Source organism: Streptomyces sp. NPDC002773 (assembly GCF_040295605.1).
Taxonomy (GTDB): Bacteria; Actinomycetota; Actinomycetes; order Streptomycetales; family Streptomycetaceae; genus Streptomyces.
Map to the genome: position 1 here is coordinate 66,344 of NZ_JBEOVO010000005.1, position 25,238 is coordinate 91,581.

Genomic DNA, 25,238 nt, shown 5'->3' on the forward strand with positions numbered 1-25,238 from the left:
AGGGCGCGGACCCTGAGTGAGGACATGCGCCATGCCCGGCCGCGGCCGCAGACCCTTCCGTCCCTTCCGATCCCCCGGCGTCTTCGCGTGGGGCGCGGCCGCCGGTCTCGCCGCCGACCTGCTCGTCGGAGACCCCCGCCGTGGACATCCCGTCGCCGCCTTCGGCCGGGCGGCCGCCGCGGTCGAACAGCGGCTCCACCGCGACCACCGCGGTTGGGGCGCCCTGCACACCGCCGTCTGCGCCGGCTCCACCGCCGCCCTCGGCGCGCTCGCCGCACGGACCGTACGGAACCGGCCGGCCGCCTCCGCGGCGCTGACCGCGGTCTCCGTCTGGGCCGTCGTCGGCGGTACGACCCTGGGCCGGGAGGCCCGCGCGATCGGCGGCGCGCTCGCCGCCGGGGACCTCGAAGTGGCCCGGGAACGCCTTCCGCACCTGTGCGGGCGCGACCCGCAGTCCCTTGACGGGCCCGCGATGGCCCGCGCGGTCGTCGAATCGGTCGCCGAGAACACCTCCGACGCCGTCGTCGGCGCCCTCTTCTGGGGCGCGGTCGCGGGCGTGCCCGGCCTGCTCGGCTTCCGGGCCGTCAACACCCTGGACGCGATGGTCGGCCACAAGTCGCCCCGCCACCGCCGCTTCGGCTGGGCCTCGGCCCGGCTCGACGACGTGGCCGGCTGGCCCGGTGCCCGGCTGACGGCCGCGCTCGCGACGGTGGCGGGCGGCGATCCGCGCGGGGCCGTACGGGCCTGGCGGGCGGACGCCCCGAAGCACCCGAGCCCCAACGCCGGCCCGGTGGAGGCGTCCTTCGCGGGCGCGCTCGGCGTACGGCTCGGGGGGACGCTCTCGTACGGCGGCCGGGTCGAACACCGGCCGGTGCTCAACGGGGAGGGGCGGCCCGTCGAGGTCGCCGACATCGACCGGGCGGTCCAGCTGTCCCGCCGGGTCACCGGACTGACCCTGGCCGCCTGCGTGGGCGGCCGGCTGATCGTGAGCGCGTGGAAGCGGAGGAACGCATGAGGGGTGGGGGGCTGCTCGTCGCCGGGACCACGTCCGACGCCGGCAAGAGCGTCGTGACGGCCGGCATCTGCCGCTGGCTGGTCCGCAAGGGCCTGAAGGTGGCGCCGTTCAAGGGACAGAACATGTCCCTCAACTCCTTCGTGACGAGGGAGGGCGCGGAGATCGGCCGTGCCCAGGCCATGCAGGCGCAGGCCGCGCGCGTCGAGCCGACCGCGCTGATGAACCCGGTGCTGCTCAAGCCGGGCAGCGACCGTTCCAGCCAGGTCGTCCTGATGGGCAAACCGGTGGGCGAGCTGAGCGCGCGTGGCTACCACGGGGGGCGGCAGAAGGAGCTGTTCGAGCCGGTCCTCGCGTGCCTGGAGGAGCTGCGGAGCACGTACGACGCGGTGATCTGCGAGGGCGCGGGCAGCCCGGCCGAGATCAACCTGCGGCGCACCGACATCGTGAACATGGGCATCGCACGGGCCGCGAAGCTGCCCGTGGTCGTGGTCGGCGACATCGACCGGGGCGGGGTCTTCGCACAGTTCTTCGGCACGACGGCGCTGCTCTCGCCCGAGGACCAGTCGCTGGTCGCGGGCTATCTGGTGAACAAGTTCCGGGGCGATGTGACCCTGCTCGAACCCGGGCTCGACATGCTGTACGGCCTCACCGGGCGCCGGACCTTCGGCGTCCTGCCGTACGCGCACGGGCTCGGCATCGACGAGGAGGACGGGCTGCGGGTCTCGCTGCGCGGCACGGTCCGGGAGTCGGTCGTGGCGCCGCCGGTCGGCGCGGACGTCCTGCGGGTCGCCGTCTGCGCCGTACCGCTGATGTCCAATTTCACGGACGTCGACGCGCTGGCGGCCGAGCCGGGTGTGGTGGTTCGGTTCGTCGACCGGCCCGAGGAGCTCGTCGACGCGGACCTCGTCGTCGTGCCCGGCACACGCGGGACGGTGGCGGCGCTCGCCTGGCTGCGGGAGCGGGGTCTGGCGGACGAGCTGGCCCGGCGCGCGGCCGAGGGACGGCCGGTGCTCGGCATCTGCGGCGGCTTCCAGGTCCTCGGCGAGCACATCGAGGACGAGGTCGAGTCGCGGGCGGGCGCCGTCGACGGGCTCGGGCTGCTGCCCGTACGGGTCCGGTTCGCGCGCGAGAAGACCCTGGAGCGGCCGGTCGGTGAGGCGCTCGGGGAGCGGGTGGAGGGGTACGAGATCCACCACGGGGTCGCCTCTGTGGAGGGTGGGGAGCCGTTCCTCGACGGGTGCCGGGTCGGCGCGGTCTGGGGCACGCACTGGCACGGCTCGCTGGAGAGCGACGGGTTCCGGCGGGCGTTCCTGCGGGAGGTCGCGACGGCGTCCGGGCGGCGGTTCGTGCCCGCGCCGGACACGTCGTTCGGGGCGCTGCGGGAGGAGCAGTTGGACCGGCTCGGGGACCTGATCGAGGAGCACGCGGACACGGACGCGCTGCTGCGGCTGATCGAGGAGGGGGCCCCGGCGGGGCTGCCGTTCGTGCCGCCGGGGGCGCCGTGAGCGGGGGCGTGCTCGGTGCGGGCCGAGGTCGGGGCGCGGGCGTGGGCGCGGGCGTGGGCCGGTGGGGGTGCGCCCGGCCTGCGGCCGGGCTGGGGTTCCCACCCGGACCACCCGTGCGGCAGGACGAGAACAGTGCGGGTGGCCCCTGTGGTCGGTCTCTCGCCGTCGGCGGCCGCGGGCCGTCGTCCGCACATCAGCAATCCGAAGGAGTGACCCACCGATGAGCACCCGGTATCCGTTCACCGCCGTTGTCGGCATGGACGATCTGCGGCTTGCCCTGCTGCTGAACGCGGTGAGCCCCGCCGTGGGCGGTGTGCTCGTGCGGGGGGAGAAGGGGACCGCCAAGTCCACCGCCGTCCGGGCGCTCGCCGATCTGCTGCCGGCCGTGCCCGTCGTGCCGGGCTGCCGGTTCAGTTGTGATCCCGGCTCGCCCGACCCCCGCTGCCCCGACGGACCGCACGACGACGGCCCCGGGGCCGAGCGGGCCGCGCGGATGGTCGAGCTGCCCGTCGGGGCCTCCGAGGACCGGCTCGTCGGCGCGCTCGACATCGAGCGGGCGCTCGCCGAGGGCGTGAAGGCCTTCGAGCCCGGGCTCCTCGCCGACGCGCACCGCGGCATCCTGTACGTCGACGAGGTCAACCTGCTCCACGACCACCTCATCGACCTCCTGCTCGACGCCGCCGCCATGGGCTCCTCGTACGTCGAGCGTGAGGGCGTCTCCGTACGGCATGCCGCCCGCTTCCTGCTCGTCGGGACCATGAACCCCGAAGAGGGCGAACTGCGGCCCCAGTTGCTCGACCGGTTCGGCCTCACCGTGGAGGTCGCCGCCTCGCGCGAGCCCGAGCAGCGCGTCGAGGTCGTCCGCCGACGGCTCGCCTTCGAGGACGACCCGGCCGCGTTCGCCGCGCGCTGGGCGGGCGAGGAGGCCGAACTGCGCGGCCGGATCGCCGCCGCCCGCGCCCTGCTGCCGCAGGTGGCGCTCGGGGACGCGGTCCTGCTCCAGATCGCCGCGACCTGCGCCGCGTTCGAGGTGGACGGCATGCGCGCCGACATCGTCATGGCCCGTACCGCGACCGCGCTCGCCGCGTGGGCGGGACGCACAGACGTCACCTCCGACGACGTACGGCAGGCCGCGCTGCTCGCCCTCCCCCACCGCCGGCGACGCTCGCCCTTCGACGCGCCGGGCCTCGACGAGGACAAGCTCGACGAGACCCTGGAGCAGTTCAAGGGCGATGGCGACGAGCCCGAGCCCGAGCCGGACGGGCCTGGGGATGGGGGGCCTGACGGTGGCGGTGGCGGGGTTCCGCCGCAGGGTGACGGGCCTGACGGGCCCGCGCCCGAGTCCGCCGAGGCGCCGGAGAACGCCCCCACGCCGGAGAACGCGCCCGCCCCGCAGGGCTCCGGCGCCGGCGAGCGTGCCGCCGTCAAGGCCGCCGAGCCCTTCCGTACGAAGGTGCTCAGCGTGCCCGGTCTCGGCGAGGGCGCGGCCGGGCGCCGCTCCCGGGCCCGTACCGAACACGGCCGTACCACCGGATCCGTACGCCCCCGGGGCGCGCTGACCAAGCTGCACCTGGCCGCGACCGTGCAGGCCGCCGCCCCGCACCAGAAGGCGCGCGGCCGGACCGGTCCCGGGCTCGTGGTCCGGCGGGACGACCTGCGGCAGGCGACCCGGGAGGGGCGGGAGGGGAACCTGGTGCTGTTCGCCGTGGACGCCTCCGGTTCGATGGCGGCCCGGCAGCGGATGAGCGCCGTCAAGGGCGCCGTCCTGTCCCTGCTGCTCGACGCCTATCAGCGGCGCGACAAGGTCGGTCTGATCACTTTCCGGGGCCGTGGCGCCGAGGTCGCGCTGCCGCCGACCTCGTCCGTCGACGCGGCCGCCGCCCGCCTGGAGAAGCTCCCGACCGGCGGCCGTACCCCGCTCTCGGCCGGGCTCCTCAAGGCCCATGACGTCCTGCGGGTCGAGCGGCTCAGGGACCCCTCGCGCCGCCCGCTGCTCGTCGTCGTGACCGACGGTCGGGCCACCGGCGGCGGCGCCGACCCGGTCGCGCTCGCGGCCCGCGCGGCGCGGCTGCACGCCTCCGAGGGCACCGCGGCCGTCGTCGTGGACTGCGAGACCGGACCGGTACGGCTCGGGCTCGCCGGGGAACTCGCACGCGAACTCGGCGGCACCGCCGTCACCTTGGACGAGCTGCGCGCCGACTCGATCGCCGGCCTCGTCAGAGACGTCCAGGGACACCACAAGACCACTGCCAGGAGGGCCGCTTAATGCCGCAGGGACAGCCGACCGTCGTACCCGACGACGGTCTCACCACCCGCCAGCGCCGCAACCGCGCACTGGTGATGGTGCACACGGGCGTCGGCAAGGGGAAGTCCACCGCCGCGTTCGGCATGGCGCTGCGCGCCTGGAACCAGGGTTGGCCGATCGGGGTGTTCCAGTTCGTGAAGTCCGCGAAGTGGAAGGTCGGCGAGGAGAACGCCCTCAAGGCGCTCGGCGAGACCGGCAAGGGCGGCACCGTCACCTGGAACAAGATGGGTGAGGGCTGGTCCTGGATCCAGCGCGAGGTCGCCGAGGGCGAGCAGTCGCACGAGGAGAAGGCCCGCGAGGGCTGGGAGCAGGTCAAGCGGGACCTCGCCGAGGAGCGCTACACGTTCTACGTCCTCGATGAGTTCGCGTACCTGCTGCACTGGGGCTGGATCGACGTCAAGGAGGTCGTGGAGGTGCTCCGCGACCGTCCCGGGCACCAGCACGTCGTCATCACCGGCCGCAACGCGCCGCAGGAGCTCGTCGACTTCGCGGACCTCGTCACCGACATGTCCAAGGTCAAGCACCCGATGGACGCCGGTCAGAAGGGCCAGCGGGGCATCGAGTGGTAGCACGTCTCGTCATCGCCGCGCCCTCGTCGGGCGCGGGCAAGACCACGGTCGCGACCGGCCTGATGGCCGCGTTCGCCGGCCGTGGGCTCGCCGTCTCCCCGCACAAGGTCGGCCCGGACTACATCGACCCCGGCTACCACGCCCTGGCGACCGGCCGGCCGGGCCGCAACCTCGACGCGTACATGTGCGGTACGGGGTTGGTCGCGCCGCTCTTCGAGCACGGGGCGCGCGGCTGCGACCTGGCCGTGGTCGAGGGGGTGATGGGCCTGTACGACGGGGCCGCCGACCAGGGCGAGCTGGCCTCCACCGCGCAGGTGTCGAAGCTCCTCAAGGCGCCGGTGGTGCTCGTCGTCGACGCGTCGTCGCAGTCGCGGTCGGTCGCGGCGCTCGTGCACGGGTTCGCGTCGTGGGATCCGGAGGTGCGGATCGGGGGCGTGATCCTCAACAAGGTCGCGACGGATCGGCACGAGCATCTGTTGCGGGAGGCGCTCGGGGAGTCGGGGGTGCCGGTGCTGGGGGTGTTGCGGCGGGCGCCGGCCGTGGCGACGCCGTCGCGGCACCTGGGCTTGGTCCCTGTTGCCGAGCGGCAGGCGGCGGCGGTGGCGGCGGTGGCGGCGCAGGCGGAGCAGGTTCGGGCCGGTTGTGACCTTGAGGCGCTGCTTGCGCTTGCGCGTAGCGCGCCCGAGCTGCACGTCGAGCCGTGGGTGGCTGAGGTCGGGGAGCGGCTGCACGCCGGTGGTCCCGGTGTGCCCACCCTCCCCCAATCCCCCATCGCCCCGGCGGAACGTATGCCCACACCGGTGGTCGCCGTTGCCGGTGGGGCCGCTTTCACGTTCTCGTATGCCGAGCATGCCGAGTTGCTGACCGCTGCGGGTGCTGAGGTCGTCGTCTTTGATCCGTTGCGGGACGAGGCGCTTCCCGAGGGGACGAGTGGGCTTGTCATCGGGGGTGGGTTCCCTGAGATGTACGGGGCCGAGCTGTCCGCCAACGAGCCGCTGCGGAAGGCCGTCGCCGAGCTCGCCGCCTCCGGGGCGCCGATCGCCGCCGAGTGCGCCGGGCTGCTGTACCTGGCGCGGTCGCTCGACGGCACGCCCATGTGCGGGGTGCTCGACGCGGACGCGCGGATGTCCTCGCGCCTCACGCTCGGGTACCGGGACGCCGTCGCCGTCAGCGACAGCGTGCTCGCCCCCGCCGGGGCGCGGATGCGGGGGCACGAGTTCCACCGCACGGTGATCGAGCCGGGCGCCGGGGCGCAGGCCGCCTGGGGGCTGCGGCAGCCGGAGCGGCGCGTGGAGGGCTTCGTCCAGGGGGGTGTGCACGCCAGTTACGTGCACACGCACTGGGCGGGCACCCCCGAGGTGGCCGCGCGGTTCGTCGAGCAGTGCGTCGAGCGGTCCGCGGGCGGTCCGGTCGCGTGAGGTCAGCCGCCGGAGACGCCCACCACGAGCCAGATGAAGGCCACGCCCGCCACCGTGCACAGCACGGTGGAACGGGCGGGGTGTTCGTGGTGGGCCTCCGGCAGGATCTCGGCGGCCGCCAGATACAGCAGGGCGCCGCCGAAGAAACCGAGATAGCTGCCGAGAAGTTCCTCCGGAAGGGTGAACAGCAGGGTGGAGGCGGCGCCGACGATCGGGGCGAGGGCGTCCGCGACGAGCATCCCGACGGCCCTGCGGCGCGCGTTCCCGTAAAGGCTCGTGATCGTGTACGTGTTGAAGCCGTCGGCGAAGTCGTGGGTGATGACGGCGACGGCGACGGTGGCGCCCATGCCGCCGCCGACCTGGAAGGCGGCGCCGAGGGCGATGCCGTCCATGAGGCTGTGGCCGACCATCGCCGCGGCCGCGGTGAGGCCGACCTGCGGGACCCTCTCGTCGGCTCCGACCCCGTGTGCCGCACGGCGGACGGCGAGGAGGCGTTCCACGACGTGGGCGAAGAGGAAGCCGCCGACGAAGAGCAGCAGGGCCTCCGGGACGCCGAAGACCGGGGCGCCCGCGGCCTCCAGTGCCTCCGGCAGCAGGTCGAGTCCGACGACGCCGAGCATGAGTCCGCCGGCGAGACCGAGGACGAGGTGGCGCCGGTCGGTGACGCGCCCCGCGACCCAGCCGCCGAAGAGCGTCATGAGGAACGCGCCGAGCGCGACGACCACAGCCATGGGGCTTTGGTACCGGATCCGGGGCCGTCCGCGCACCTCGGTGTCGGGGCCCGGCCGGGTGCCCTGGTGGACGAGGTACTCGCCCTGGTCGACGCGGTCCTGCGGGAGGCGGGGCTGACGCGCGCGGACGTCCGGTCGCTCGCCACGCTCGACGCGCGGGCGGCGGAACCGGGACTCGCGGGGGCGGCAGCGCTTCTCGGCGTGCCCGTACGGGCGTTCGCGGCCGGGGAGCTGGCGGCCGTGTCCGTACCGCATCCGTCGGCGCTGCCGCTGGCGGCGACGGGCACGGCGTCGGTGGCGGAGGCGGCGGCGCTGCTTGCGGCGTCGGCGGCGGCGAGCGACGCGGAGAGCGACGGGGGCACGCGCGCGCGTGGGGGTGCCGTCGGCGGGGGCGTACGCAGGGCCCTCGGCGGGGCCGTCCTTCTCGTGCCGAAGCGGAAATCCCGGCGCGTAACGTGCGCCCTCGCCGCTTCCGTCCCGTTTCGTCCGAACGAAGACGCCTCAGGCGTACGGTTGTTGCCCCTGGCGCACGGGTACATCGCAGGCGAGCCTGGCTCACCCCCCACCATCCCCACCCCCCACACGACGGCGGCCATGGACATGCATACGCATACCGACGCCCACGACCTTCGCCACCACGGTGACGCCGAGGTCCGGGACGACAAACTCATCGATCTGGCGGTCAACGTCCGGACGAACACCCCACCGGACTGGCTGCGGGAGCGCATCGCCGACTCCCTGACCGGACTCGCCGCCTATCCCGACGGCCGGGCCGCGCGGGCGGCGGTCGCCGAGCGGCACGACCTGCCGTCGAACCGGGTGCTGCTCACGGCCGGCGCGGCGGAGGCCTTCGTGCTGCTCGCCCGGGCGCTGCCGGTGCGGAGACCCGTGGTGGTGCATCCGCAGTTCACCGAGCCGGAGGCGGCGCTGCGGGACGCCGGTCACGACGTGGGCAGGGTGCTGCTGCGCGAGGAGGACGGTTTCCGGCTGGATCCGGCGGCGGTCTCCGAAGACGCGGATCTGGTGGTGGTCGGGAACCCCACGAACCCGACGTCCGTGCTGCACCCCGCCGCCTCGATCGCCGCGCTCGCCCGCCCTGGCCGGATCCTGGTGGTGGACGAGGCGTTCATGGACGCGGTGCCGTGCGAGCGCGAGTCACTGGCCGGGCGCACCGACGTACCGGGTCTCGTGGTGCTGCGCAGCCTCACCAAGACGTGGGGGCTCGCCGGGCTGCGGATCGGGTACGTACTGGCCGAGCCGGACACCGTCGCGGCCCTGGAGCGGGCCCAGCCGCTGTGGCCGGTGTCGACGCCGGCCCTGGTGGCGGCGGAGGCGTGCATGTCGCGGGTGGCGCTCGCGGAGGCCGAGCACGCGGCGCACCGGATCGGGGTGGAGCGGGCGCATCTGCTGGCCGGGCTCGCGGAGTTCGACGAGGTGCGGACGGTGGAGGGGTCGGAGGGCCCCTTCGTGCTGCTCCGGATCGACGGGGCGGACGTGGTGCGGGAGCGGCTGCGGTCGCTGGGCTTCGCGGCTCGCCGGGGCGACACGTTCCCGGGGCTCGACCGGAACTGGCTGCGGCTCGCGGTGCGGGACCGGGCGACGACGAACCGCTTCCTGCAGGCCCTCGACCAGGCTCTGCTGATGGGCGGTTGACGGCGGGTGCCGGGCAGGTCCGGGGAGGGCGAGGTCGTCACCGTCGCCCGCCCCGGAGGTGTCTCCCGCCCCCGCCGGAGCCACCCCCGCCCCTCGGCTCCGTCCCCCTCGGGCCGTCAGCCTCGGGAGCGGGCGCGCGAGCGGGTCAGTGCGAGGGCGCCGCCGCCGGCCACGACGAGGGCGAGCGCTCCGGCCGCGATGTACGGGGTGGTGGAGCTGCCGCCGGTCTCGGCGAGGTTCTCGGTGGGCGTGGTGCCGCCGTTGTCGGTCTTGATGCCCCCGGCGTCGCTCGGCTTGACCGAGGGCTGCTGCGTGGGCTTCTCGGTCGGCTTCGCCGTGGGCCGCTCGGTCGGCTTCTCGGTGGGCTTCTGCGTGGGCTTCTCGGTCGGGGCCGTGCCCTTGGGCGTCTCGCAGGTCGCCTCTGCGAGCGTCACGGTGCCGTTGACCTCGGCCACGCCGAGCTTCAGCGGGTCGACCTCCACCTTGAGTTCGAGCGCCGTCGCCGCGGCGGTACGGGAGGTCGTGGAGGTACGGGAGAGATCCAGGGTGACCTGGCCGATGCCGGGCACGGCGACCTGGGTCCGGCCGCCGGTGGACAGGCTGGTCTTCTTGCCGAAGACCGTCACATGGCCCAGGACGTCGGACTCGGCGACGGGCCGCTCGCCGACCTCGCACAGCGCCTTGGACGTGACCTTCTCGACCTCGATGAGAGAGAGCAGCGGGAGGCCGGGGACGTGCACCCGCGCCTTGACGAGGTTGACGTACCCCTCGGCCTTCTCCTCGTCCACGGTGGCCTTCGAGGTGGCCACGTCGGCGGCGAGGATGTCGATCGGCTTGCCGCCCTCGGCTCCCTGCACCTTCACGGAGAGCGCGGTCTCGCTCTCGGTCTCCGGCGCCTTGACCTCGTTGAGGGAGGCGCGCACGGGCACGTCGACCGTCTTGCCGACGAGGGAGACGTCCAGGGCGGTCCGCAGGACGACGGCGGTGGCGCGTCCTTCGTCGCCCGTGGCGTGCGCCGCCGGGGCCACGAGGAGCACGGGGCCGACGGTCAGGGCGGCGACGGTCGCGGCGGCGGCAGTACGGCGTACGGGCAGGCGGAAGGTGTTGCTGTTCAAGGTGGTGGAACCCCCACAAGAGACATGGCGTCGCCTGCCGCTCACCACGGGGACGGTGGGTCGGCGCGGCCTCGGCGACTTGAGACACCGGAATCTTTACGCACGGAGAGTGAACCGGCAGTCGCCTGACGTGAGTTCACTCCAAAGGGGGGTTTCCGTGTTCATATTCGATTTTTTTCGGCACAACCGTTCACCGGCGCCCCGCGTCTCTCGCACGAGCGGGCGGGAGCGGGGGCGCGCGGGAAAGGTGAGAACGATCCGCACTCCGCCGGGGTAACGGATCGTCAACGCGGTGCGTTCAGCTCGCGCGCCAATACCCGAGCGCGTGGACGCGCTCCTTGGGCAGGGCGAGCTCCTTGCGCGCGTACGTGGCGAGGGTGCGGGTGGTCGCGGTGTCGCAGGCGATCCAGACGTACGAGGTGGGGTCGGCGAGCGCGGGGAGTTCGGCCTTCACCCGGGCGACGAGGTCGGCGCCGCCGTCCCGGCGGGGCACCCGGCGCAGTTCGTGCCGCGCCGCGTCGAGCCGTACCGGCAGGTCCTCGTCCGAGGCGTGCTGGGTCTCGAACCAGATGGTGGCCGGGACGCCCGGAAGCGCGTCGAGCAGCGAGTTGACGGCGGGCAGGGAGGCCGGGTCGCCGACGACGAGCAGCCGGCTCGGAAGCGGGTCGGGGGTCTCGAAGCCGGTGCCCTGGAGGGTCGCGTCGACCGTGTCGCCGGGGGCGCAGGTGCGGGCCCAGTGGCTGGCGACGCCGTCGTGGAGGGCGAACTCCAGGCTGAACGTGCCGGCCTCCGCGTCCGGGTCGACCAGGGTGTAGGCGCGCTGGTGCGGCTTGCCTCCGGCGTCGAACCAGATCCGTACCCACATCGTCGGGTGGACTCCGGCGGTGGCGAACAGGCCGCCGTCCGTGAAGTGCACCCGGCGGTAGTCCTCCGTGACCTGCTCGGCGCCCGTCACGGTGAACGTGAAGTCCTTGCCGCGCATCAGCTTGAGAACGGCACCCTGCCAACCGTGACCCACCGCGATCCCCACCCCTGAACTCCTGTAGATTATTTAGGTCAGCCTAACCTAAGAAAATCGCAGCGAACATGGACGGGATCGGGGTCTCCGTGAGCATCGAGGTCTACCGGGACGCCTGGGGCGTCCCTCATCTGCGCGCCGCGGACCCGGACGAACTCGCCTTCGCGCAGGGCCGGGTCACCGCCCGCGACCGGGCCTGGCAGCTGGAGGTCGAACGGCACCGGGCCCAGGGCACCACGGCCGCCTTCCTCGGCGCCGCCGAACTCGGCTGGGACACCTTCGCCCGCCGCTCCCGGATCGCGGACACCGCCCGGCGCTGCTTCGAGAAGCTCGCACGCGAGGACGCGCGGACGGCCGCGTGGGTACGCGCGTACGTGGACGGGGTCAACGACGGCCTGGCGGAGGGGGCGCGGCGCGCACCCGAGTTCGCGGAGACCGGCCTCGTGCCCGGACGGTGGGAGCCGTGGACCCCGCTCGCCGTCTGGCTCTCGACCCACATCCTGTTCGCCGGCTTCCCCACCAAGCTGTGGCGCGAGGAGGTCGCCCGGCGGCTCGGCGAGGAGTGGACGGAGCTCTTCGCGACCGACGGGCCCGGGACCGCCGGCTCCAACGGCTGGCTGGTCGCGGGCGAGCGGACCGCGAGCGGGGCGGCCCTGGTGGCCGGCGACCCGCACCGGTTCATCGAGGCGCCCGGCGTCTACCAGCAGATCCGGCTCGCCTGCGACGCGTACGACGTGGTGGGCATCGCCGTCCCCGGCATCCCCGGGCTCGCCCACTTCGGCCACACGGGACCGGTGGCCTGGGCGATCACCAACGCCATGGCGGACTACCAGGACCTCTACCGGGAGCGGCTGCGGCGCCTCCCGGACGGCGGGGTGGAGGCCTACGGCCCCGAGGGCTGGCGCCCGGCGGCCGCGCACACCGAGACGATCGAGGTCGCGGGCGGGGAGCCGGTCGTGGTCGAGGTGGTCGAGACGGACCGGGGCCCGGTGATCATCGGCGTCGACGACGAGCCCGAGGACGGATCCGAGGAGGGCCGCGCACACGGGGAGGCTGTCAGCCTCCGGTACCCGCCGCGCGTCACCGGCGAGCTCGGCTTCGGCGTCCTGCCCGCGCTGCTGCGCGCCCGGACCGTCGCCGACGTGGACGCGGCCCTCGACGGCTGGGTCGAGCCGGTGAACGTCGTCCTGGCCGCCGACACCCGGGGCGGTCTGCTGCACCGGGTCGCCGGCCACGTACCCGTACGGGACCGGGCCAACTCCCTGCGGATCGTGCCCGCCTGGGACCCGGCGCACGCCTGGCAGGACGCTCCGGCGCCGCTGCCCCGCGCCGAGGTGCGCGGCCACGCCGTGATGGCCAACGCCCGGGGCCTGGCCGCGCCCCTGGGCATCGAGTTCGCGCCGCCGCACCGCGCGGCCCGGATCGACGCGCTGCTCGGCGCCTCGGCGGAGTGGACCCCGGAGACCACGGCCGCCGTCCACCGGGACACCGACAACGCGTCGGCGGCCCGACTCCTCGCCGCGGTGGCGCGGGCGGGCGGCCCCGGGGCGACGGGCGACGGCCTCTCCCCCGCCGCCTCCGCCGTACGGGAGCGGCTGCTCGCCTGGGACCGGCGGATGGACACGGAGAGCACCGGCGCCGGGCTCTACGCCGCCGTGCGCGGTGCCGTGGTGCGCCGGCTCGCCGGCCACGAGGCCTTCGAGGCGCTGCGTGAACCCGCCCCGTACCCCGAGGTGTTCCGGCCCTGGCTGGCCCTCGGGCCGCGCGTCGCGTACGCCCTGGAGACCCTGCTCGTGGCCGGGCCCGTGCCCGCCGGGGACGTCGACCGGATCGTACGGGAGGCGCTCGACGAGGTCGGCGCCGGTGAGCCGCCCGCCGCCTGGGGCGTGACGCACCGGCTCGCGCCCTGGCAGGCGCTGCCCGACCCCGACGACGCGCAATGGCCCGGACTCGGCGGGGACCACGACTGCGTGCTGTCCTCGTCCAGCGTGCCCGGGTGGACCGACCGCAGCGCCCGCGCCTCCGCCGCCCGCTACGTCTGGGACCTCGCCGACCGCGAACGGAGCGGCTGGATCGTGCCGTTCGGCGCGTCCGGCGTCCCCGGCGACCCGCACCACCGCGACCAGCTTCCCCTGTGGCTGAGGGGCGAACTCGCCCCCGTCACCACCGACTGGCAGTACCTCACCAAGGAGCAGGGATGACCACCGCCGTATACGTCCACCGTGTCGAGGACTTCGGCACCGTCACGGTCCGGCCCGTCGAGCCCGAGCGCGACGCCCCGCTCCTGCACGGCTGGGTCAACGAGGAGCGGGCCGCCTTCTGGGGCATGGTCGGCACCACCGTCGAGCAGGTCCGGGACGTCTACGCCCACCTCGACTCGCTCACCACCCACCACGGCTACCTGGTCAGCCTGGACGACGAGCCGGTCGCGCTCTTCCAGACGTACGACCCCGAGGCCGACCGTGTCAGCGAGTGCTACGAGGCGCTGCCGGGGGACATCGGCGTGCACCTCCTCGTCGCCCCGGGCACCGTCCCGCGGCCAGGCTGGACGGGCCGGCTGCTCTCCGCGCTCATCGCCTTCGCGCTCCGGGACCGTACCCGGGTGGTGGTCGATCCGGACGCCGCCAACGAGAAGGCGATCGCACGGATGGTGCGGGCGGGGTTCGAGCTGGGCCCCGAGGTCGTGCTGCCCGAGGTGGACCTGCCGGAGGTCTTCATCCCGGAGAAGAAGGCCCGGCTCGCGTTCCTCAGCCGGTAGGGGTGGGATTCAGGCGGTCACCCGCCCGTTGACGACGACCCGGCGCGGCGCCGCGAGGACGCGGACGTCCGCGCGCGGGTCCTCGCCGTAGACGACGAGGTCGGCGGGGGCGCCCTCCTCCAGGGACGGGCGGCCCAGCCAGGCCCTGGCCCCCCAGGCGGTGGCGGCGAGCGCGTCGATCGACGGGATGCCGGCCCGGGTCAGCTCCTCGACCTCCTCGGCGACGAGCCCGTGCGCGAGGGAGCCGCCCGCGTCGGTGCCCACGAACACCGGGATGCCCGCGTCGAAGGCGGCGCGCACGGTGTCGTACCGGCGCTCGTGCAGTCGGCGCATATGGGCCGACCAGCGGGGGAACTTCCGCTGACCGCCGTCCGCGAGGTGCGGGAAGGTCGCGATGTTGACCAGGGTCGGCACGATGGCGACGCCCCGCTCGGCGAAGAGCGGGATGGTGTCCTCGGTGAGCCCGGTGGCATGCTCGATGCAGTCGATGCCCGCCTCGACGAGGTCCCGGAGCGAGTCCTCCGCGAAGCAGTGCGCGGTGACGCGGGCGCCGAGCCGGTGCGCCTCCGCGATGGCCGCCTCGACCTCGGCGCGCGGCCAGCAGGCGGTGAGGTCGCCCGCCTCGCGGTCGATCCAGTCGCCGACGAGCTTGACCCAGCCGTCGCCGCGCCGGGCCTCGCGGCCGACGTACTCCACGAGGTCGGCGGGCTCGATCTCATGGGCGTAGTTACGGATGTAGCGGCGGGTGCGGGCGATGTGCCGGCCCGCACGGATGATCTTCGGCAGGTCCTCGCGCTCGTCGATCCAGCGGGTGTCGGAGGGCGAGCCGGCGTCCCGGATGAGCAGGGTGCCCGCGTCCCGGTCGGTGAGGGCCTGCTTCTCGCTGGTGGCCTCGTCGACGGGGCCGTGCCGGTCGAGGCCGACGTGGCAGTGGGCGTCGACGAGTCCGGGCAGCACCCAGCCCTCGACGGTGACCGCGTCGGCGGCGGGCCGGTCGAAGGTGATCCGCCCGTCGACGCACCAGAGTTCGTCCCGTACGTCCTCGGGGCCGACGAGCACCCGTCCCTTCACGTGCAGCACCGCGTGATCACTCATGCCTGCACTGTACGAGGACGGGACCCCGGCCGGGGAGGGCCCCTCGGTACCCTGATCCGGAGTTCCACCCGCACGAATCCGAGTCGAAGAAGGCACCGCCGTGACCGTGACACATCCGCTCCTGGACCTGGCCCCGCTGACCGCCGCGCACTTCGCGTCGATCGAGCGGCGGGTGGCCGCGCTGCTCTCCACGGAGCAGGACGTGGTGATCACCCAGGGCGAGGCGCTGCTGCCCCTGGAGGGGTGCATCCGCAGCGGGGCGCGGGCCGGTTCGACCGCGCTGAACGTCGTCACCGGTCCGTACGGCCAGACCTTCGGCAACTGGCTGCGGGACTGCGGGGCGACCGTCGTCGACCTGGAGGTGCCCTTCCACACCGCCGTGACGGCGGAGCAGGTGGAGCGGGCGCTCGCCGAGCATCCGGAGATCGACTTCGTGTCCCTGGTGCACGCGGAGGCGGCGACCGGCAACACCAATCCGGTGGCGGAGATCGGTGAGGTCGTACGGGCGCACGGCGCGCTGTTCTACCTGGACGCGGTGGCGTCGATCGGCGCCGAGCCGGTGCTGCCGGACGCGTGGGGCGTGGACATGTGCATCATCGGCGCGCAGAAGGCGATGGGCGGGCCGGCCGGGGTGTCGGCGGTGTCGGTGAGCGCGCGGGCCTGGGAGCGGTTCGCCGCCAACCCGGCCGCGCCGCGCCGCTCGTACCTCTCCCTCCTCGACTGGAAGGAGCGCTGGATCGACGGCGGCCGGAAGACGCTGCTGCACGCGCCGGCGCAGCTGGAGATGCTGGCGCTCGAGGCGTGTGTGGAGCGGATCGAGGCGGAGGGCCTGGACTCCCTGATGGGCCGGCACGCCTCCGCCGCCGCGGCGACGCGGGCGGGTGCGCTGGCGCTGGGCGGCGGTCTCGGGCCGTACGTGTACGAGGCGGAGGACGCGGCCCCGGTCGCGACGACGCTGCGTACCCCGGCCGGGGTGGACGCATCGGAGCTCGTGGCGAAGGCGCTGGCCGCCGACCCGTCGCTGCCGCTGATCGCGGGCGGCGGGGCGCTCGCCGGAGAGATGATCCGGGTCAACCACTACGGGGTGGACGCGACGCCGGGCGCGGTGCAGTCCTCGCTGGCCGCCCTGGGCGCGGCGCTCGGTGAGACGGGCCGTGCGGTGGACCTGGAGGGCGCGCGCCGGGCGGTCACGGAGGCGTGGGCCTGATCGGCGGTACGGGGAGGGGCGGGGTTCCGGGGTCCGGAATCCCGCCCCTTTCGGGGTCCGGAATCCCGCCCCTTCGCCGTGCGCGGGCCCGGCCTGATCCGGAGGGCATGCCCTACAGCGCCGGGTAGTCCACGTAGCCGCGGTGGTCGCCGCCGTACATGGTGGCGCCGTCCAAGGGGTTGTAGGGGCCGTCGGTCCGCAGCCGGGCGGGCAGGTCGGGGTTGGCGAGGAAGAGCCGGCCGAAGGCCACGAGGTCGGTGGTGCCGTCCTCGATCAGGGCGAGCGACGCGGCGCCGGTCGGGGCCTCGCCGGTGGCCGGGTTGAGGATGAAGGTGCCGGCGAACCGCTTGCGCAGGTCGAGGACGTACGGGCGCTGCTCGGGGGTGCTCTCCAGGACGTGGAGGTAGGCGATGCCGACCGGCTCGATCGCGTCGAGCAGGGCGGGGTACAGCTCGTCGGTGTCGGTCTCGGTGATGTCGTTGAAGGTGTTGGCCGGGGAGACGCGCAGGCCGGTGCGCTCGGGGCCGATCTCGGCGGCGACGGCCCGCACGACCTCGACGGCGAAGCGGATGCGGTTCTCGACGGGGCCGCCCCACTCGTCGGTGCGGTGGTTGGAGCCGGAGGCGAGGAACTGCTGCACGAGGTAGCCGTTGGCGCCGTGGATCTCGACGCCGTCGAAGCCGGCCTCGACGGCGTTGCGGGCGGCGGAGGCGAAGCCGGTGACCGCCTCGCGCACCTCGTCCCCGGTGAGTGCGCGCGGGGTGGCGAAGTCCTTGGGCCCTTCGGGGGTGAAGACCTTGCCGGCGGCGGCGACGGCGGAGGGGCCGACGGGGTGGAGGTCGCCGTCGAGGAGGTCGGGGTGTCCGATCCGGCCGGAGTGCATCAGCTGGGCGAAGATCCGCCCGCCGCGCTCGTGGACGGCGTCGGTGACCTGGCGCCAGGCGGTGATCTGCTCCCGGCTGTGCAGTCCGGGGGTGAAGGGGTAGCCCTGGCCCTCGGGGACCGGCTGGACGCCCTCGCTGATGATGAGTCCGGCGGAGGCGCGCTGGGCGTAGTACTCGGCGACGAGCGCGGTGGGGGTGCGGCTCCCGGCGTCGGCGCGGCTGCGGGTCATGGGCGCCATGGCGATGCGGTTGGCGAGCCGGGTCCCGGCGAGGTCTATGGGGTCGAAGGCGGTGGTCATGGCTGTCCCCTCACATCATTATGTGGTCGGCCAAGCAAATGGGCCGTTGTCACTGTAACCCATTGCTTGGCCGGCCAAGGTAATCTGTGGAAGAGCCTCCCGCGGATCCCGGGAGGGCCGTCCCGAGGAGCGCGCATGTCAGGAACCGACCCCGTCTGTACGGAGACGACGCCGTCCGCCGCCCGTGGCGGACCCGTGAGCATCGCGCTCGCCCGGGTGGCCCGGATGCACCGGATCGCCGCCGGACGACGGCTGCGGGAGCTCGGCCTCTACCCGGGCCAGGAGATGATGATGATGCGGCTCTGGGACTGCGGCCCGGTCCGCCAGTCCGAGCTGATCCAGTCCCTCGGCCTCGACGCCTCGACGGTGACCAAGATGGTCCAGCGCCTCGAGCAGTGCGGCCACGTCCGCCGCGGCCCGGACCCGTCCGACCGGCGCGCGGTCCTGGTCGAGGCGACGGACGAGGGGCGGACGCTGCGGGCCGGCGTCGAGGGCGTCTGGTCGGACCTGGAGGCGCTCTCCCTGAACGGCCTCGCCCCGGACGACCGGGCGGAGCTGGCCCGGCTCCTCGGCCTCGTGGCGGAGAACCTGCGCGAGGAGGCGGGCGAGGCGGGCGCGTGCCCGGCGCCGCCCGGGGGCTGCTGAGGAGGGCGGGGCCCGCCCTCCGCGGCCGGGCGGGAACGCGTTCAGCCCGCCAGGACGACCGCGTTCAGCCCGCCAGGACGTCCAGGGCCCGGTCCACGTCCGCCGCCGTGTTGTACAGGTGGAAGGACGCGCGCAGGTTGCCCGCGCGGGCGGAGAGCAGGACGCCGGCCTCGCGCAGGGCGTCCGCCCGGTCCCCGAGGCCGGGGACGGCGACGACCGTCGAGTCGTCCCTGACCGGCTCGTGGCCCAGGGCGAGGAGCCCGGAGCGGAAGCGGGCGGCGAGCCCCTTGTTGTGGGCCTCGATCCGCTCGATGCCGACCTCCTCGAGGAGCGCGAGCGAGCGGGCCGCCCCGTGGTACGAGAAGAAGGCGACGGGCTCGTCGAAGCGGCGTGCGGTACGGGCGAGTTCGCGGACCGGGCCGTAGCTGTTCACCCACAGCTCCTCGCCCGTGACCCAGTTGGCGTGGATGGCGAGAAGCGTGTCCTGCGCCTCCTCGGTGACGGTGAGGAAGGACGCCCCGCGCGGGCAGAGCAGGTACTTGTAGCCGCCGGAGACCGTGTAGTCCCACTCCCCCGCGCTCAGCGGCAGCCATCCCGCCGACTGGGTGGCGTCGAGGAGCGTACGGGCGCCGTGCGCGGCGGCCGCGGCCCGGATCGCCGCGAAGTCGGCCGTCCGGCCGTCCGCCGACTGCACGGCGGAGAAGGCGACGAGCGCGGTCTCGGGGCGGACGGACTCGGCGAGCCGCTCCAGGGGCACGTAGCGGGTCTTGAGGTCGCCGCGGATCGTGAAGGGGGTGACGACGGAGGAGAACTCGTTCTCGGGGAAGAGGATCTCGGCTCCGGCGGGCATCGACTGGGCGATCATCCCGCAGTGCACGGCGACCGAGCTGCCGACGGCGACGCGCTCGTGCGGGACACCGGCGAGACGCCCGAAGGCGGCGCGGGCCTCGTCGACGATGTCGAAGCTGCCGGCGCCGTCGGAGCGGCCGTCGGCGGTCTGCTCGGCGAGGAGCGTCACGGCCTCGATGGTCCGGCGGGGCAGCAGCCCGCAGGCGGAGGTGTTCAGGTAGGTCTTCTTGGGCGCGAACTCGGCGCCGCCGAGCGGCTGGTCAAGGGAATCCATGCCCTCACCCTGGATTCCCCGCGATCACCCGTCAATGGCGATGGAATCGCGGGGAAACCCAAGGCACGCTTATCTCCGCAGGTCAGAAGGCCAGGCCGGGCGGTCAGGCCCCCGGAACCTCGCAGGCGCCGTCCGGGCCGCAGACCTCCGCGTCGGAGCCGACCGGCTGGAGGACCCGGCCCTGCCAGGCCTGGTCGAGGGCCTGGGTGAAGACCTCGGCGGGCTGGCCGCCGGAGATGCCGTAGCGGCGGTCGAGGACGAAGAACGGCACGCCGTTCGCACCGAGTTCGGCGGCCTCGCGCTCGTCCTCGCGTACGGCCTCGGCGTAGGCGGAGTCGTCGGCGAGCACGGCCCGGACCTCGGTCTCGTCGAGACCGGCCTCGACGCCGAGCGCCACCAGGGTCTCCGGGTCGAAGACGGAACGCTCCTCGGCGAAGTTGGCGCGGTAGGCCAGGTCGAGGAGTTCGTTCTGGAACCCGCGCTCCTTGGCGAGGTGCAGCAGCCGGTGGATGTCGAAGGTGCTGCCGTGGTCGCGGCCCTCGGTGCGGTAGCCGAGGCCCTCGGAGTGCGCGTTCGAGGCGACGTGCGCCTCCATGGCGCGGGCCTCGTCGAGCGTGCGGCCGTACTTCCTGGCGAGCATCTCCAGGACGGGGCCCGTGTCGCCCTTGGCGCGGTTCGGGTCGAGCTCGAAGGAGCGGTGCACGACCTCGACGTCGTCCCGATGGGCGAAGGCCGCGAGCCCCTTCTCGAAGCGGGCCTTGCCGATGTAGCACCACGGGCAGGCGATGTCGCTCCAGATCTCGACGCGCATGTGACTTCTCTCCGAGGGTTGCCGGTGGGTGTTTCGGCCGTGACAACGCCCCCACCGGTCGGGTTCATTCCGTTTCCGGTGCCAGTGTGAGCCGGAGCACGAGGTGGCTGCCGTCGCGCGGGTGCTCCGGGTCGGGGGTCCAGCCGCGGGTCGCGTAGAAGGCCTGGGCGCGTTCGTTCTTCTCGAAGACCTCGAGGCGGGCCTCGGTCACTCCGGCGGCCCGCCAGGCGTCGGTGCAGGCGGTGTGGAGCTCGGCGCCGACGCCCGCGCGCCAGCGGGCGGGGAGCACATGGAGCTGGGTGAGGTGCATGAGGCCGTCGCGCTGTCCGTACGCGGCGATCCCGGCGACCTCCCCGTCCCGTACGGCGCAGAGGACGGCCCCGCGGTCGACGGCCGCCGCCCATCCCGCCCGGGAGCGGGCGACCTCCTCGGGGCCGAGGAAGTCGGCGTCGGGGACGTGGCCCCGGTAGTAGGTGGCACGGGCCTCGGTGTGGAGGGCGACGATGGCGTCCAGGTCGGCGGCGGTCGCGAGTCTGATCATGGTTCTTCAGGACGCGCGTGAGGACGGGCCGGTTGCGGTACGCGGGTGCGTGGGGGCGCCCTGCGGCGCTGCGGAGGGCGCGGGCAGGCGGGTGAAGGAGGCCCGGTACGCGCGCGGGGTGAGGCCCGTGCGGCGCAGCAGGTGGTGGCGGAGGGAGTCCGCCGTACCGAGACCGCAGGCGCGGGCCACCGCGTCCATGGGGAGCGTGGTCGTCTCCAGGAGTTCCTTCGCCCGCTCCACGCGCTGGTGCAGCAGCCACTGGAGCGGGCTCACCCCCGTCTCGGCGTGGAAGCGGCGCGAGAGGGTGCGGACGGAGACCCCGGCGTGCCGGGCGAGGTCGGTGAGGCCGAGCGGTTCGTCGAGGTGTTCCATCGCCCACGCGCGCGTGTCGGCGAAGGAGACCCCGCGCTCGGGCGGCAGCGGGGTCTGGGTGAACTGGGTCTGGCCGCCGGGCCGTACGGGCGCGACGAGGGCCTGGCGGGCCACGGTGTTGGCGACGGCGGCGCCGTAGTCGGTCCGGATGACGTGCAGGCAGAGGTCGATGCCCGCCGCGTACCCGGAGGAGGTCAGCACGGGCCCGTCCTGGACGAACAGGACGTCGTCCTGGAGGTCGATGGCCGGGTGGCGGGCGGCGAGCAGCGGCCGGTACGTCCAGTACGTCGTCGCCGCCCGGCCGTCGAGCAGTCCGGCCTCGGCGAGCGCGAAGGCGCCGGTGCAGATGGAGGCGATGCGCCGGCCGCGAGCGGCGGCGGCGCGCAACGCGTCGAGGACGCGCGGGTCGGGGTCGGTGGAGGAGCCGCTGCCCGCGAGGACCACGGTGTCGGCGGCGGCGACGGCGTCGAGGCCGTGCGGGACGACCAGGTCGAGCCCGCCGGTGGTGGGCACGGGCCCCGGGTCGGGGGCGCAGATGACCGTCTCGTACCCGGGTGCGCCGTCGATCTCGACCTTGCCGAACAGCATCTCGGGAATGGCCAGGTTGAACATCGAGACGGGCGGGGCGGCGATCACGGCGACGCGCTGGACACGGGACGGGACCGTCATGGCCAGAACCTCCGGATGTATGGCATTCAGGCCGCTACTGTACGACTCCGCCGATCATGAAGCTGGGGGGCATGTCCTCCACGCTCCTCACCGAGGCCCCCGTCGACCGGCCCGCCTCCCCCCGTCCCGCCCTGGTCGCCGCGATGCTCGGCTTCGCCCTCATCACCCTCGACACCTCCGTCGTGAACGTCGCCCTGCCCGCGATCGGCGCCGACCTGCGGGCCGGGATGTCCGGGCTGCCCTGGGTGGTCGACTCGTACACGCTCGTCCTCGCCGCGCTGCTGCTGTCCAGCGGTGCCCTCGCCGACCGGGTCGGGGCGAGCCGGGCGTACGGGGCCGGGGTCGTCGTCTTCGTCCTCGCCTCTGCGGCCTGCGGTCTCGCCCCGGGTCTCCCTTCGCTCCTGGCGGCCCGGGCGGTGCAGGGCGCGGCGGCGGCGGTGATGCTGCCGGCCTCGCTGGCGCTCGTACGGGAGGCGTACGGCGATCCGGTGCGGCGGGCCCGCGCGGTGTCGCTGTGGGCGGCGGGCGGCACGGTCGCGATGGCGCTCGGGCCCGTCGTGGGCGGGGCGCTGACCACGGCGTGGAGCTGGCGGGGTGTCTTCTTCGTCAACCTGCCGCTGGGTCTGCTCGCGCTCGCCCCGCTGACCCGGGTGGTGCGGTCGGCGCGCGGGACCGCCCCGATCGACCTGCCGGGGCAGCTGACGGCGATGACGGCGCTCGGGGCGCTGACGTTCGCCGCCATCGAGGGCGGTACGGAGGCCTGGTGGGCGCTGGGGCTGGCGGGTGTCTCCTTCGCGGCCTTCCTGGTGATCGAGGCGCGGCGGCGGCATCCGATGGTGCCGCTCGGGCTCTTCAGGGACACGACGGTGGCCGTGGCGGTGGCGGCGGGCTCGGCGAACAGCGTGGCCTTCTACGGGATGCTGTTCGTGTTCAGTCTCTTCTTCCAGCAGGTCCTCGGGCTCTCCGCGCTGGCGGCGGGGCTGATGTTCCTGCCGATGACGGGGCTGCTCGCCGGGATGAACCTCCTGTCGGCGCGGGTGGCGGCGCGGTACGGGGCGAGGCTGCCGATCGTCCTGGGGCAGGCGGTCGCGGTGGCCGGGCTGCTGGGGCTGCTCACCGTGGACGCGGAGTCCTCGCGGGTGGCGCAGGCGCTGCTGCTCGTTCCGCTGGGGGTGGGGGCGAGCTTCTCGCTGCCGCCGCTGATCGCCTCGATGATGGAGGCCGTCCCCGCGGAGCGGGCGGGTACGGCGGCGGGGCTCCTGAACGCGATGCGGCAGACGGCGGGCGCGCTCGCCGTGGCGGTCTTCGGGTCGCTGGCGGCCCGGTCGATGGAGACGGCGCTGCCGGCGAGCATCCTGATCAGCGCGGGCCTGCTGACCCTGACGGCCCTGGCGTCACTGCGCCTGCCGGGCCGCCGCGCGTGAGCGCCGGCCGGCCGGGCGCCCCAGCCGGCTGGCCCTGCGTGTTCAGGCGCCCTTGCGGTACTGCCCCGGCGCCACCCCGTACTCCCGCTTGAAGGCCTTGGCGAAGGCGAACTCGGAGGAGTAGCCGGAGCGTTGGGCGACCGCGCGGAGCGGCAGGTCGTCGGTGCGGAGGAGGCGGCCCGCGGCGGTCATCCGCCACCAGGTGAGGTACGCGAGGGGCGAGCGGCCGACGAGGGCGGTGAACCGGCGGGCGAAGGCGGCGCGGGAGAGGCCGCCGAGGGCGCCGAGCTCCTCGACCGTCCAGGACTTCGCGGGGTCGCCGTGGAGGGCGCGGAGGGCCCCGGCGACGGCCGGGTCGCCGAGCGCGGCCGACCAGCCGGTGGACCGGTCGGCGCACTCGGTGAGCCACCAGGTGCGCAGCAGGTAGAGCAGCAGGGTGTCGAGGAGGGCGGGCACGACGGCGTCGGATCCCGGCTGGGGTTCGGCGAGTTCGGCGCCGAGGAGGTCCACGGCGGCCCGCAGCCGGGGGTGGGCCCCGACACGGGCGGGGAGATGGACGTACGGGGGCAGCTCGGTGAGGAGCGGATGGGCGCGGGCGCGGCTGAGCTGGTAGGCGCCGCACAGGAGCAGGGTCTCCTCGGCGCCGACGGGCCCCCGGTCGGGCGGGGTGGGCCAGGATCCGTCGGCGGCGGGCGAGGCGTCGACGAGGGGGGTGTCGGGGTGGTCGGCCAGGCCGTGGCCGGTGCCGTGGGCGAGGAAGAGGACGTCGCCGGGGCCGAGCCTGACGGGCGCCGCACCGTCCGGGGGCAGCAGCCAGGCGGTGCCCTGGAGGACGACGTGGAACCCGGCGCCCCTGCTCGGCGGGAAGCGGAAGCCCCAGGGGGCGAAGCGGACCGTGCGGGAGGAGTGGGGGCGGCCGGTGCGCATGGCCGCGATGGCATCGCTCAGTACGTCCATCAAGGCACCGTACCCGCCATCGGCGTGGGCGAGACGATCGGATATCGAGGGGAGCCATAGGGACATGGATCGTCTCGCCGCGCCCTCCTAACGTCGAAGCCATGACGACAACGAGCATGACCACGAAGGCCGTTCTCTTCCATGAGCTAGGTGGGCCGGAGGTGCTCACGGTGGAGGAGGTGACGCTGTCGGCCCCCGGGCCCGGTGAGGTGCTCGTACGGGTCGAGGCGATCGGACTCAACCGCGCCGAGGCGCTGTTCCGCGCGGGCACCTATTACTACCCGCCCACGCTGCCGGGTTCACGGCTCGGTTACGAGGCGGCCGGGGTGGTGGAGGCGGTCGGGGCCGGGGTCACGGCGTACGCGCCGGGCGATCCGGTGATGGCCGCCGCCAACTTCGACTTCGGGGTGCACGGTGTGTACGCGGAGCGGGTGGTGCTGCCCGAGGAGTACGTGGTGGCCCGGCCCGCGGGCGTGGACGCGGTGACGGCGGCGGCGGTCTGGCTGACGTACTTCACGGCGTACGGCGGCATGGTGCTGACCGGCGGCCTCGGCCCCGGCGACCACGTGGTGATCACGGGCGCGTCCAGCGGGGTGGGGACGGCCGCGATCCAGACCGCGCTGCGGGTCGGGGCCGTGCCGATCGCCACCACGCGCGGCGAGGGCAAGCGGAAGCGGCTGCTGGAACTCGGGGCGGCGCACGTGATCGTGACGGATTCGGAGGACGCCGACGACCTGGTCGCGGAGGTGCGGGGGATCACCGGCGGGGCGGGCGCGGACCTCGCGTTCGACGCGGTCGGCGGGCCCGGGTTCGCCCGGCTCGGTGACGCGCTGCGGCCCGGCGGCACGGCGGTCCTGTACGGCTGGCTGGACCCGGCGCCGGTCGCGCTCTCGATGAACTGGCCGCAGACCGTCCACACGTACGCGAACGGCGTGCTCGCCGGGACCGCGGAGGGGCGCCGCCGCGCGGCCGGCTTCATCGGCTCGGGGCTGCGGGACGGCTCCCTCGCGCCGGTGATCGCCGAGACCTTCGACGGTCTGGAGCGGATCACCGACGCCCATCGGCTGATGGAGTCGAACGCGCACCTCGGGAAGATCGTGGTGCGGGTGGGGACCTGAGGCCGG

The 25,238-nt window shown here is 74.4% G+C and carries 22 protein-coding genes; 12 read left to right on the forward strand and 10 right to left on the reverse strand.

Annotated elements, in window-relative coordinates; genetic code table 11:
* The first annotated feature begins 31 nt into the window (after positions 1 to 31).
* The 5 genes from ABT034_RS08790 (at position 32) to ABT034_RS08810 (ending at position 6,812) form a co-directional block, all read left to right on the forward strand.
* Positions 32 to 1,015: a cobalamin biosynthesis protein gene (locus ABT034_RS08790; protein WP_351212792.1), complete on the forward strand. Its 984-nt coding sequence runs from the start codon at positions 32 to 34 to the stop codon at positions 1,013 to 1,015.
* Positions 1,012 to 2,520 carry a cobyric acid synthase gene (locus tag ABT034_RS08795; RefSeq protein WP_351212794.1) on the forward strand — a complete coding sequence of 503 codons (1,509 nt, stop codon included), beginning with the start codon at positions 1,012 to 1,014 and terminating at the stop codon, positions 2,518 to 2,520. The genes ABT034_RS08790 and ABT034_RS08795 overlap by 4 nt, the downstream gene beginning before the upstream one ends.
* A gap of 220 nt (positions 2,521 to 2,740) precedes the next feature.
* Positions 2,741 to 4,786 carry a putative cobaltochelatase gene (locus ABT034_RS08800; RefSeq protein WP_351212796.1) on the forward strand — a complete coding sequence of 682 codons (2,046 nt, stop codon included), beginning with the start codon at positions 2,741 to 2,743 and terminating at the stop codon, positions 4,784 to 4,786.
* Entirely contained in the window at positions 4,786 to 5,394 is a 609-nt protein-coding gene (gene cobO, locus ABT034_RS08805; RefSeq protein WP_351212798.1) for a cob(I)yrinic acid a,c-diamide adenosyltransferase, read from the forward strand. Before ABT034_RS08800 ends, cobO begins: the two co-directional genes overlap by 1 nt.
* Positions 5,388 to 6,812, forward strand: coding sequence for a cobyrinic acid a,c-diamide synthase CobB (locus ABT034_RS08810; protein WP_351212800.1), 1,425 nt, complete (start codon positions 5,388 to 5,390; stop codon positions 6,810 to 6,812). The genes cobO and ABT034_RS08810 overlap by 7 nt, the downstream gene beginning before the upstream one ends.
* A 2-nt stretch (positions 6,813 to 6,814) precedes the next feature.
* Here the strand turns inward: ABT034_RS08810 and ABT034_RS08815 are convergent, their stop codons facing one another.
* On the reverse strand, positions 6,815 to 7,543 hold the full coding sequence (locus ABT034_RS08815) for a ZIP family metal transporter (protein ID WP_351212802.1): 729 nt from the start codon (positions 7,541 to 7,543) through the stop codon (positions 6,815 to 6,817).
* Between the two features lie 66 nt (positions 7,544 to 7,609).
* Between ABT034_RS08815 and cobC the strand changes: the two genes are divergently transcribed.
* Positions 7,610 to 9,196 carry an Rv2231c family histidinol phosphate aminotransferase CobC gene (gene cobC / locus ABT034_RS08820; protein WP_502972847.1) on the forward strand — a complete coding sequence of 529 codons (1,587 nt, stop codon included), beginning with the start codon at positions 7,610 to 7,612 and terminating at the stop codon, positions 9,194 to 9,196.
* Between the two features lie 116 nt (positions 9,197 to 9,312).
* Here cobC and ABT034_RS08825 read toward each other — a convergent pair whose 3' ends face one another.
* Together ABT034_RS08825 and ABT034_RS08830 are read right to left on the reverse strand one after the other, a co-directional pair.
* Positions 9,313 to 10,311 carry an SCO1860 family LAETG-anchored protein gene (locus ABT034_RS08825; RefSeq protein ID WP_351212806.1) on the reverse strand — a complete coding sequence of 333 codons (999 nt, stop codon included), beginning with the start codon at positions 10,309 to 10,311 and terminating at the stop codon, positions 9,313 to 9,315.
* Positions 10,312 to 10,609: 298 nt separating this feature from the next.
* The gene (locus ABT034_RS08830; RefSeq protein ID WP_351213217.1) at positions 10,610 to 11,329 is read right to left on the reverse strand and encodes a siderophore-interacting protein; all 720 of its coding nucleotides are present in this window, start codon (positions 11,327 to 11,329) and stop codon (positions 10,610 to 10,612) included.
* Between the two features lie 68 nt (positions 11,330 to 11,397).
* Here ABT034_RS08830 and ABT034_RS08835 point away from each other — a divergent pair, with 68 nt between their 5' ends.
* Both ABT034_RS08835 and ABT034_RS08840 read left to right on the forward strand, forming a co-directional pair.
* The gene (locus tag ABT034_RS08835; protein WP_351212808.1) at positions 11,398 to 13,530 is read left to right on the forward strand and encodes a penicillin acylase family protein; all 2,133 of its coding nucleotides are present in this window, start codon (positions 11,398 to 11,400) and stop codon (positions 13,528 to 13,530) included.
* Complete coding sequence (locus ABT034_RS08840) at positions 13,527 to 14,087, forward strand: GNAT family N-acetyltransferase (RefSeq protein ID WP_351212810.1); 561 nt, start codon at positions 13,527 to 13,529, stop codon at positions 14,085 to 14,087. The genes ABT034_RS08835 and ABT034_RS08840 overlap by 4 nt, the downstream gene beginning before the upstream one ends.
* A gap of 9 nt (positions 14,088 to 14,096) precedes the next feature.
* On the opposite strand, the gene ABT034_RS08845 is transcribed toward ABT034_RS08840, so the two are convergent.
* A complete protein-coding gene (locus ABT034_RS08845) occupies positions 14,097 to 15,182 on the reverse strand; it encodes an amidohydrolase family protein (protein WP_351212812.1) in 1,086 nt (361 codons plus the stop codon).
* Between the two features lie 106 nt (positions 15,183 to 15,288).
* Between ABT034_RS08845 and ABT034_RS08850 the strand changes: the two genes are divergently transcribed.
* On the forward strand, positions 15,289 to 16,389 hold the full coding sequence (locus ABT034_RS08850) for a pyridoxal-phosphate-dependent aminotransferase family protein (RefSeq protein WP_351213219.1): 1,101 nt from the start codon (positions 15,289 to 15,291) through the stop codon (positions 16,387 to 16,389).
* Positions 16,390 to 16,501: 112 nt separating this feature from the next.
* Here the strand turns inward: ABT034_RS08850 and ABT034_RS08855 are convergent, their stop codons facing one another.
* Positions 16,502 to 17,572, reverse strand: a complete 1,071-nt coding sequence (locus ABT034_RS08855) for an alkene reductase (protein WP_351212814.1) — start codon at positions 17,570 to 17,572, stop codon at positions 16,502 to 16,504.
* A gap of 135 nt (positions 17,573 to 17,707) precedes the next feature.
* Here ABT034_RS08855 and ABT034_RS08860 point away from each other — a divergent pair, with 135 nt between their 5' ends.
* The gene (locus ABT034_RS08860) at positions 17,708 to 18,217 is read left to right on the forward strand and encodes a MarR family winged helix-turn-helix transcriptional regulator (protein WP_351212816.1); all 510 of its coding nucleotides are present in this window, start codon (positions 17,708 to 17,710) and stop codon (positions 18,215 to 18,217) included.
* 64 nt (positions 18,218 to 18,281) lie between these two features.
* Here the strand turns inward: ABT034_RS08860 and ABT034_RS08865 are convergent, their stop codons facing one another.
* The 4 genes from ABT034_RS08865 to ABT034_RS08880 form a co-directional block, all read right to left on the reverse strand.
* The gene (locus ABT034_RS08865) at positions 18,282 to 19,340 is read right to left on the reverse strand and encodes an aminotransferase class V-fold PLP-dependent enzyme (protein ID WP_351212818.1); all 1,059 of its coding nucleotides are present in this window, start codon (positions 19,338 to 19,340) and stop codon (positions 18,282 to 18,284) included.
* Positions 19,341 to 19,443: 103 nt separating this feature from the next.
* Positions 19,444 to 20,151 carry a DsbA family oxidoreductase gene (locus ABT034_RS08870; protein ID WP_351212820.1) on the reverse strand — a complete coding sequence of 236 codons (708 nt, stop codon included), beginning with the start codon at positions 20,149 to 20,151 and terminating at the stop codon, positions 19,444 to 19,446.
* A 64-nt stretch (positions 20,152 to 20,215) separates the two neighbouring features.
* Complete coding sequence (locus ABT034_RS08875; RefSeq protein WP_351212822.1) at positions 20,216 to 20,692, reverse strand: GNAT family N-acetyltransferase; 477 nt, start codon at positions 20,690 to 20,692, stop codon at positions 20,216 to 20,218.
* A gap of 6 nt (positions 20,693 to 20,698) precedes the next feature.
* Complete coding sequence (locus ABT034_RS08880; protein ID WP_351212824.1) at positions 20,699 to 21,733, reverse strand: GlxA family transcriptional regulator; 1,035 nt, start codon at positions 21,731 to 21,733, stop codon at positions 20,699 to 20,701.
* A 71-nt stretch (positions 21,734 to 21,804) separates the two neighbouring features.
* Between ABT034_RS08880 and ABT034_RS08885 the strand changes: the two genes are divergently transcribed.
* A complete protein-coding gene (locus ABT034_RS08885; protein WP_351212826.1) occupies positions 21,805 to 23,157 on the forward strand; it encodes an MFS transporter in 1,353 nt (450 codons plus the stop codon).
* Between the two features lie 42 nt (positions 23,158 to 23,199).
* Here the strand turns inward: ABT034_RS08885 and ABT034_RS08890 are convergent, their stop codons facing one another.
* On the reverse strand, positions 23,200 to 24,114 hold the full coding sequence (locus ABT034_RS08890) for an AraC family transcriptional regulator (RefSeq protein ID WP_351212828.1): 915 nt from the start codon (positions 24,112 to 24,114) through the stop codon (positions 23,200 to 23,202).
* A gap of 101 nt (positions 24,115 to 24,215) precedes the next feature.
* Here ABT034_RS08890 and ABT034_RS08895 point away from each other — a divergent pair, with 101 nt between their 5' ends.
* Positions 24,216 to 25,232, forward strand: a complete 1,017-nt coding sequence (locus ABT034_RS08895; RefSeq protein WP_351212830.1) for a zinc-dependent alcohol dehydrogenase family protein — start codon at positions 24,216 to 24,218, stop codon at positions 25,230 to 25,232.
* Positions 25,233 to 25,238 lie beyond the last annotated feature (6 nt).

Bases quoted from the DNA above. Each gene is read 5' to 3' on its own strand.
- ABT034_RS08790 (WP_351212792.1), top strand. From the start codon at position 32: ATGCCCGGCCGCGGCCGCAGACCCTTCCGTCCCTTCCGATCCCCCGGC.
- ABT034_RS08795 (WP_351212794.1), top strand. From the start codon at position 1,012: ATGAGGGGTGGGGGGCTGCTCGTCGCCGGGACCACGTCCGACGCCGGC.
- ABT034_RS08800 (WP_351212796.1), top strand. From the start codon at position 2,741: ATGAGCACCCGGTATCCGTTCACCGCCGTTGTCGGCATGGACGATCTG.
- cobO (WP_351212798.1), top strand. From the start codon at position 4,786: ATGCCGCAGGGACAGCCGACCGTCGTACCCGACGACGGTCTCACCACC.
- ABT034_RS08815 (WP_351212802.1), bottom strand. From the start codon at position 7,543: ATGGCTGTGGTCGTCGCGCTCGGCGCGTTCCTCATGACGCTCTTCGGC.
- ABT034_RS08835 (WP_351212808.1), top strand. From the start codon at position 11,398: ATGGACGGGATCGGGGTCTCCGTGAGCATCGAGGTCTACCGGGACGCC.
- ABT034_RS08840 (WP_351212810.1), top strand. From the start codon at position 13,527: ATGACCACCGCCGTATACGTCCACCGTGTCGAGGACTTCGGCACCGTC.
- ABT034_RS08845 (WP_351212812.1), bottom strand. From the start codon at position 15,182: ATGAGTGATCACGCGGTGCTGCACGTGAAGGGACGGGTGCTCGTCGGC.
- ABT034_RS08855 (WP_351212814.1), bottom strand. From the start codon at position 17,572: ATGACCACCGCCTTCGACCCCATAGACCTCGCCGGGACCCGGCTCGCC.
- ABT034_RS08860 (WP_351212816.1), top strand. From the start codon at position 17,708: ATGTCAGGAACCGACCCCGTCTGTACGGAGACGACGCCGTCCGCCGCC.
- ABT034_RS08865 (WP_351212818.1), bottom strand. From the start codon at position 19,340: ATGGATTCCCTTGACCAGCCGCTCGGCGGCGCCGAGTTCGCGCCCAAG.
- ABT034_RS08870 (WP_351212820.1), bottom strand. From the start codon at position 20,151: ATGCGCGTCGAGATCTGGAGCGACATCGCCTGCCCGTGGTGCTACATC.
- ABT034_RS08875 (WP_351212822.1), bottom strand. From the start codon at position 20,692: ATGATCAGACTCGCGACCGCCGCCGACCTGGACGCCATCGTCGCCCTC.
- ABT034_RS08880 (WP_351212824.1), bottom strand. From the start codon at position 21,733: ATGACGGTCCCGTCCCGTGTCCAGCGCGTCGCCGTGATCGCCGCCCCG.
- ABT034_RS08885 (WP_351212826.1), top strand. From the start codon at position 21,805: ATGTCCTCCACGCTCCTCACCGAGGCCCCCGTCGACCGGCCCGCCTCC.
- ABT034_RS08890 (WP_351212828.1), bottom strand. From the start codon at position 24,114: ATGGACGTACTGAGCGATGCCATCGCGGCCATGCGCACCGGCCGCCCC.
- ABT034_RS08895 (WP_351212830.1), top strand. From the start codon at position 24,216: ATGACGACAACGAGCATGACCACGAAGGCCGTTCTCTTCCATGAGCTA.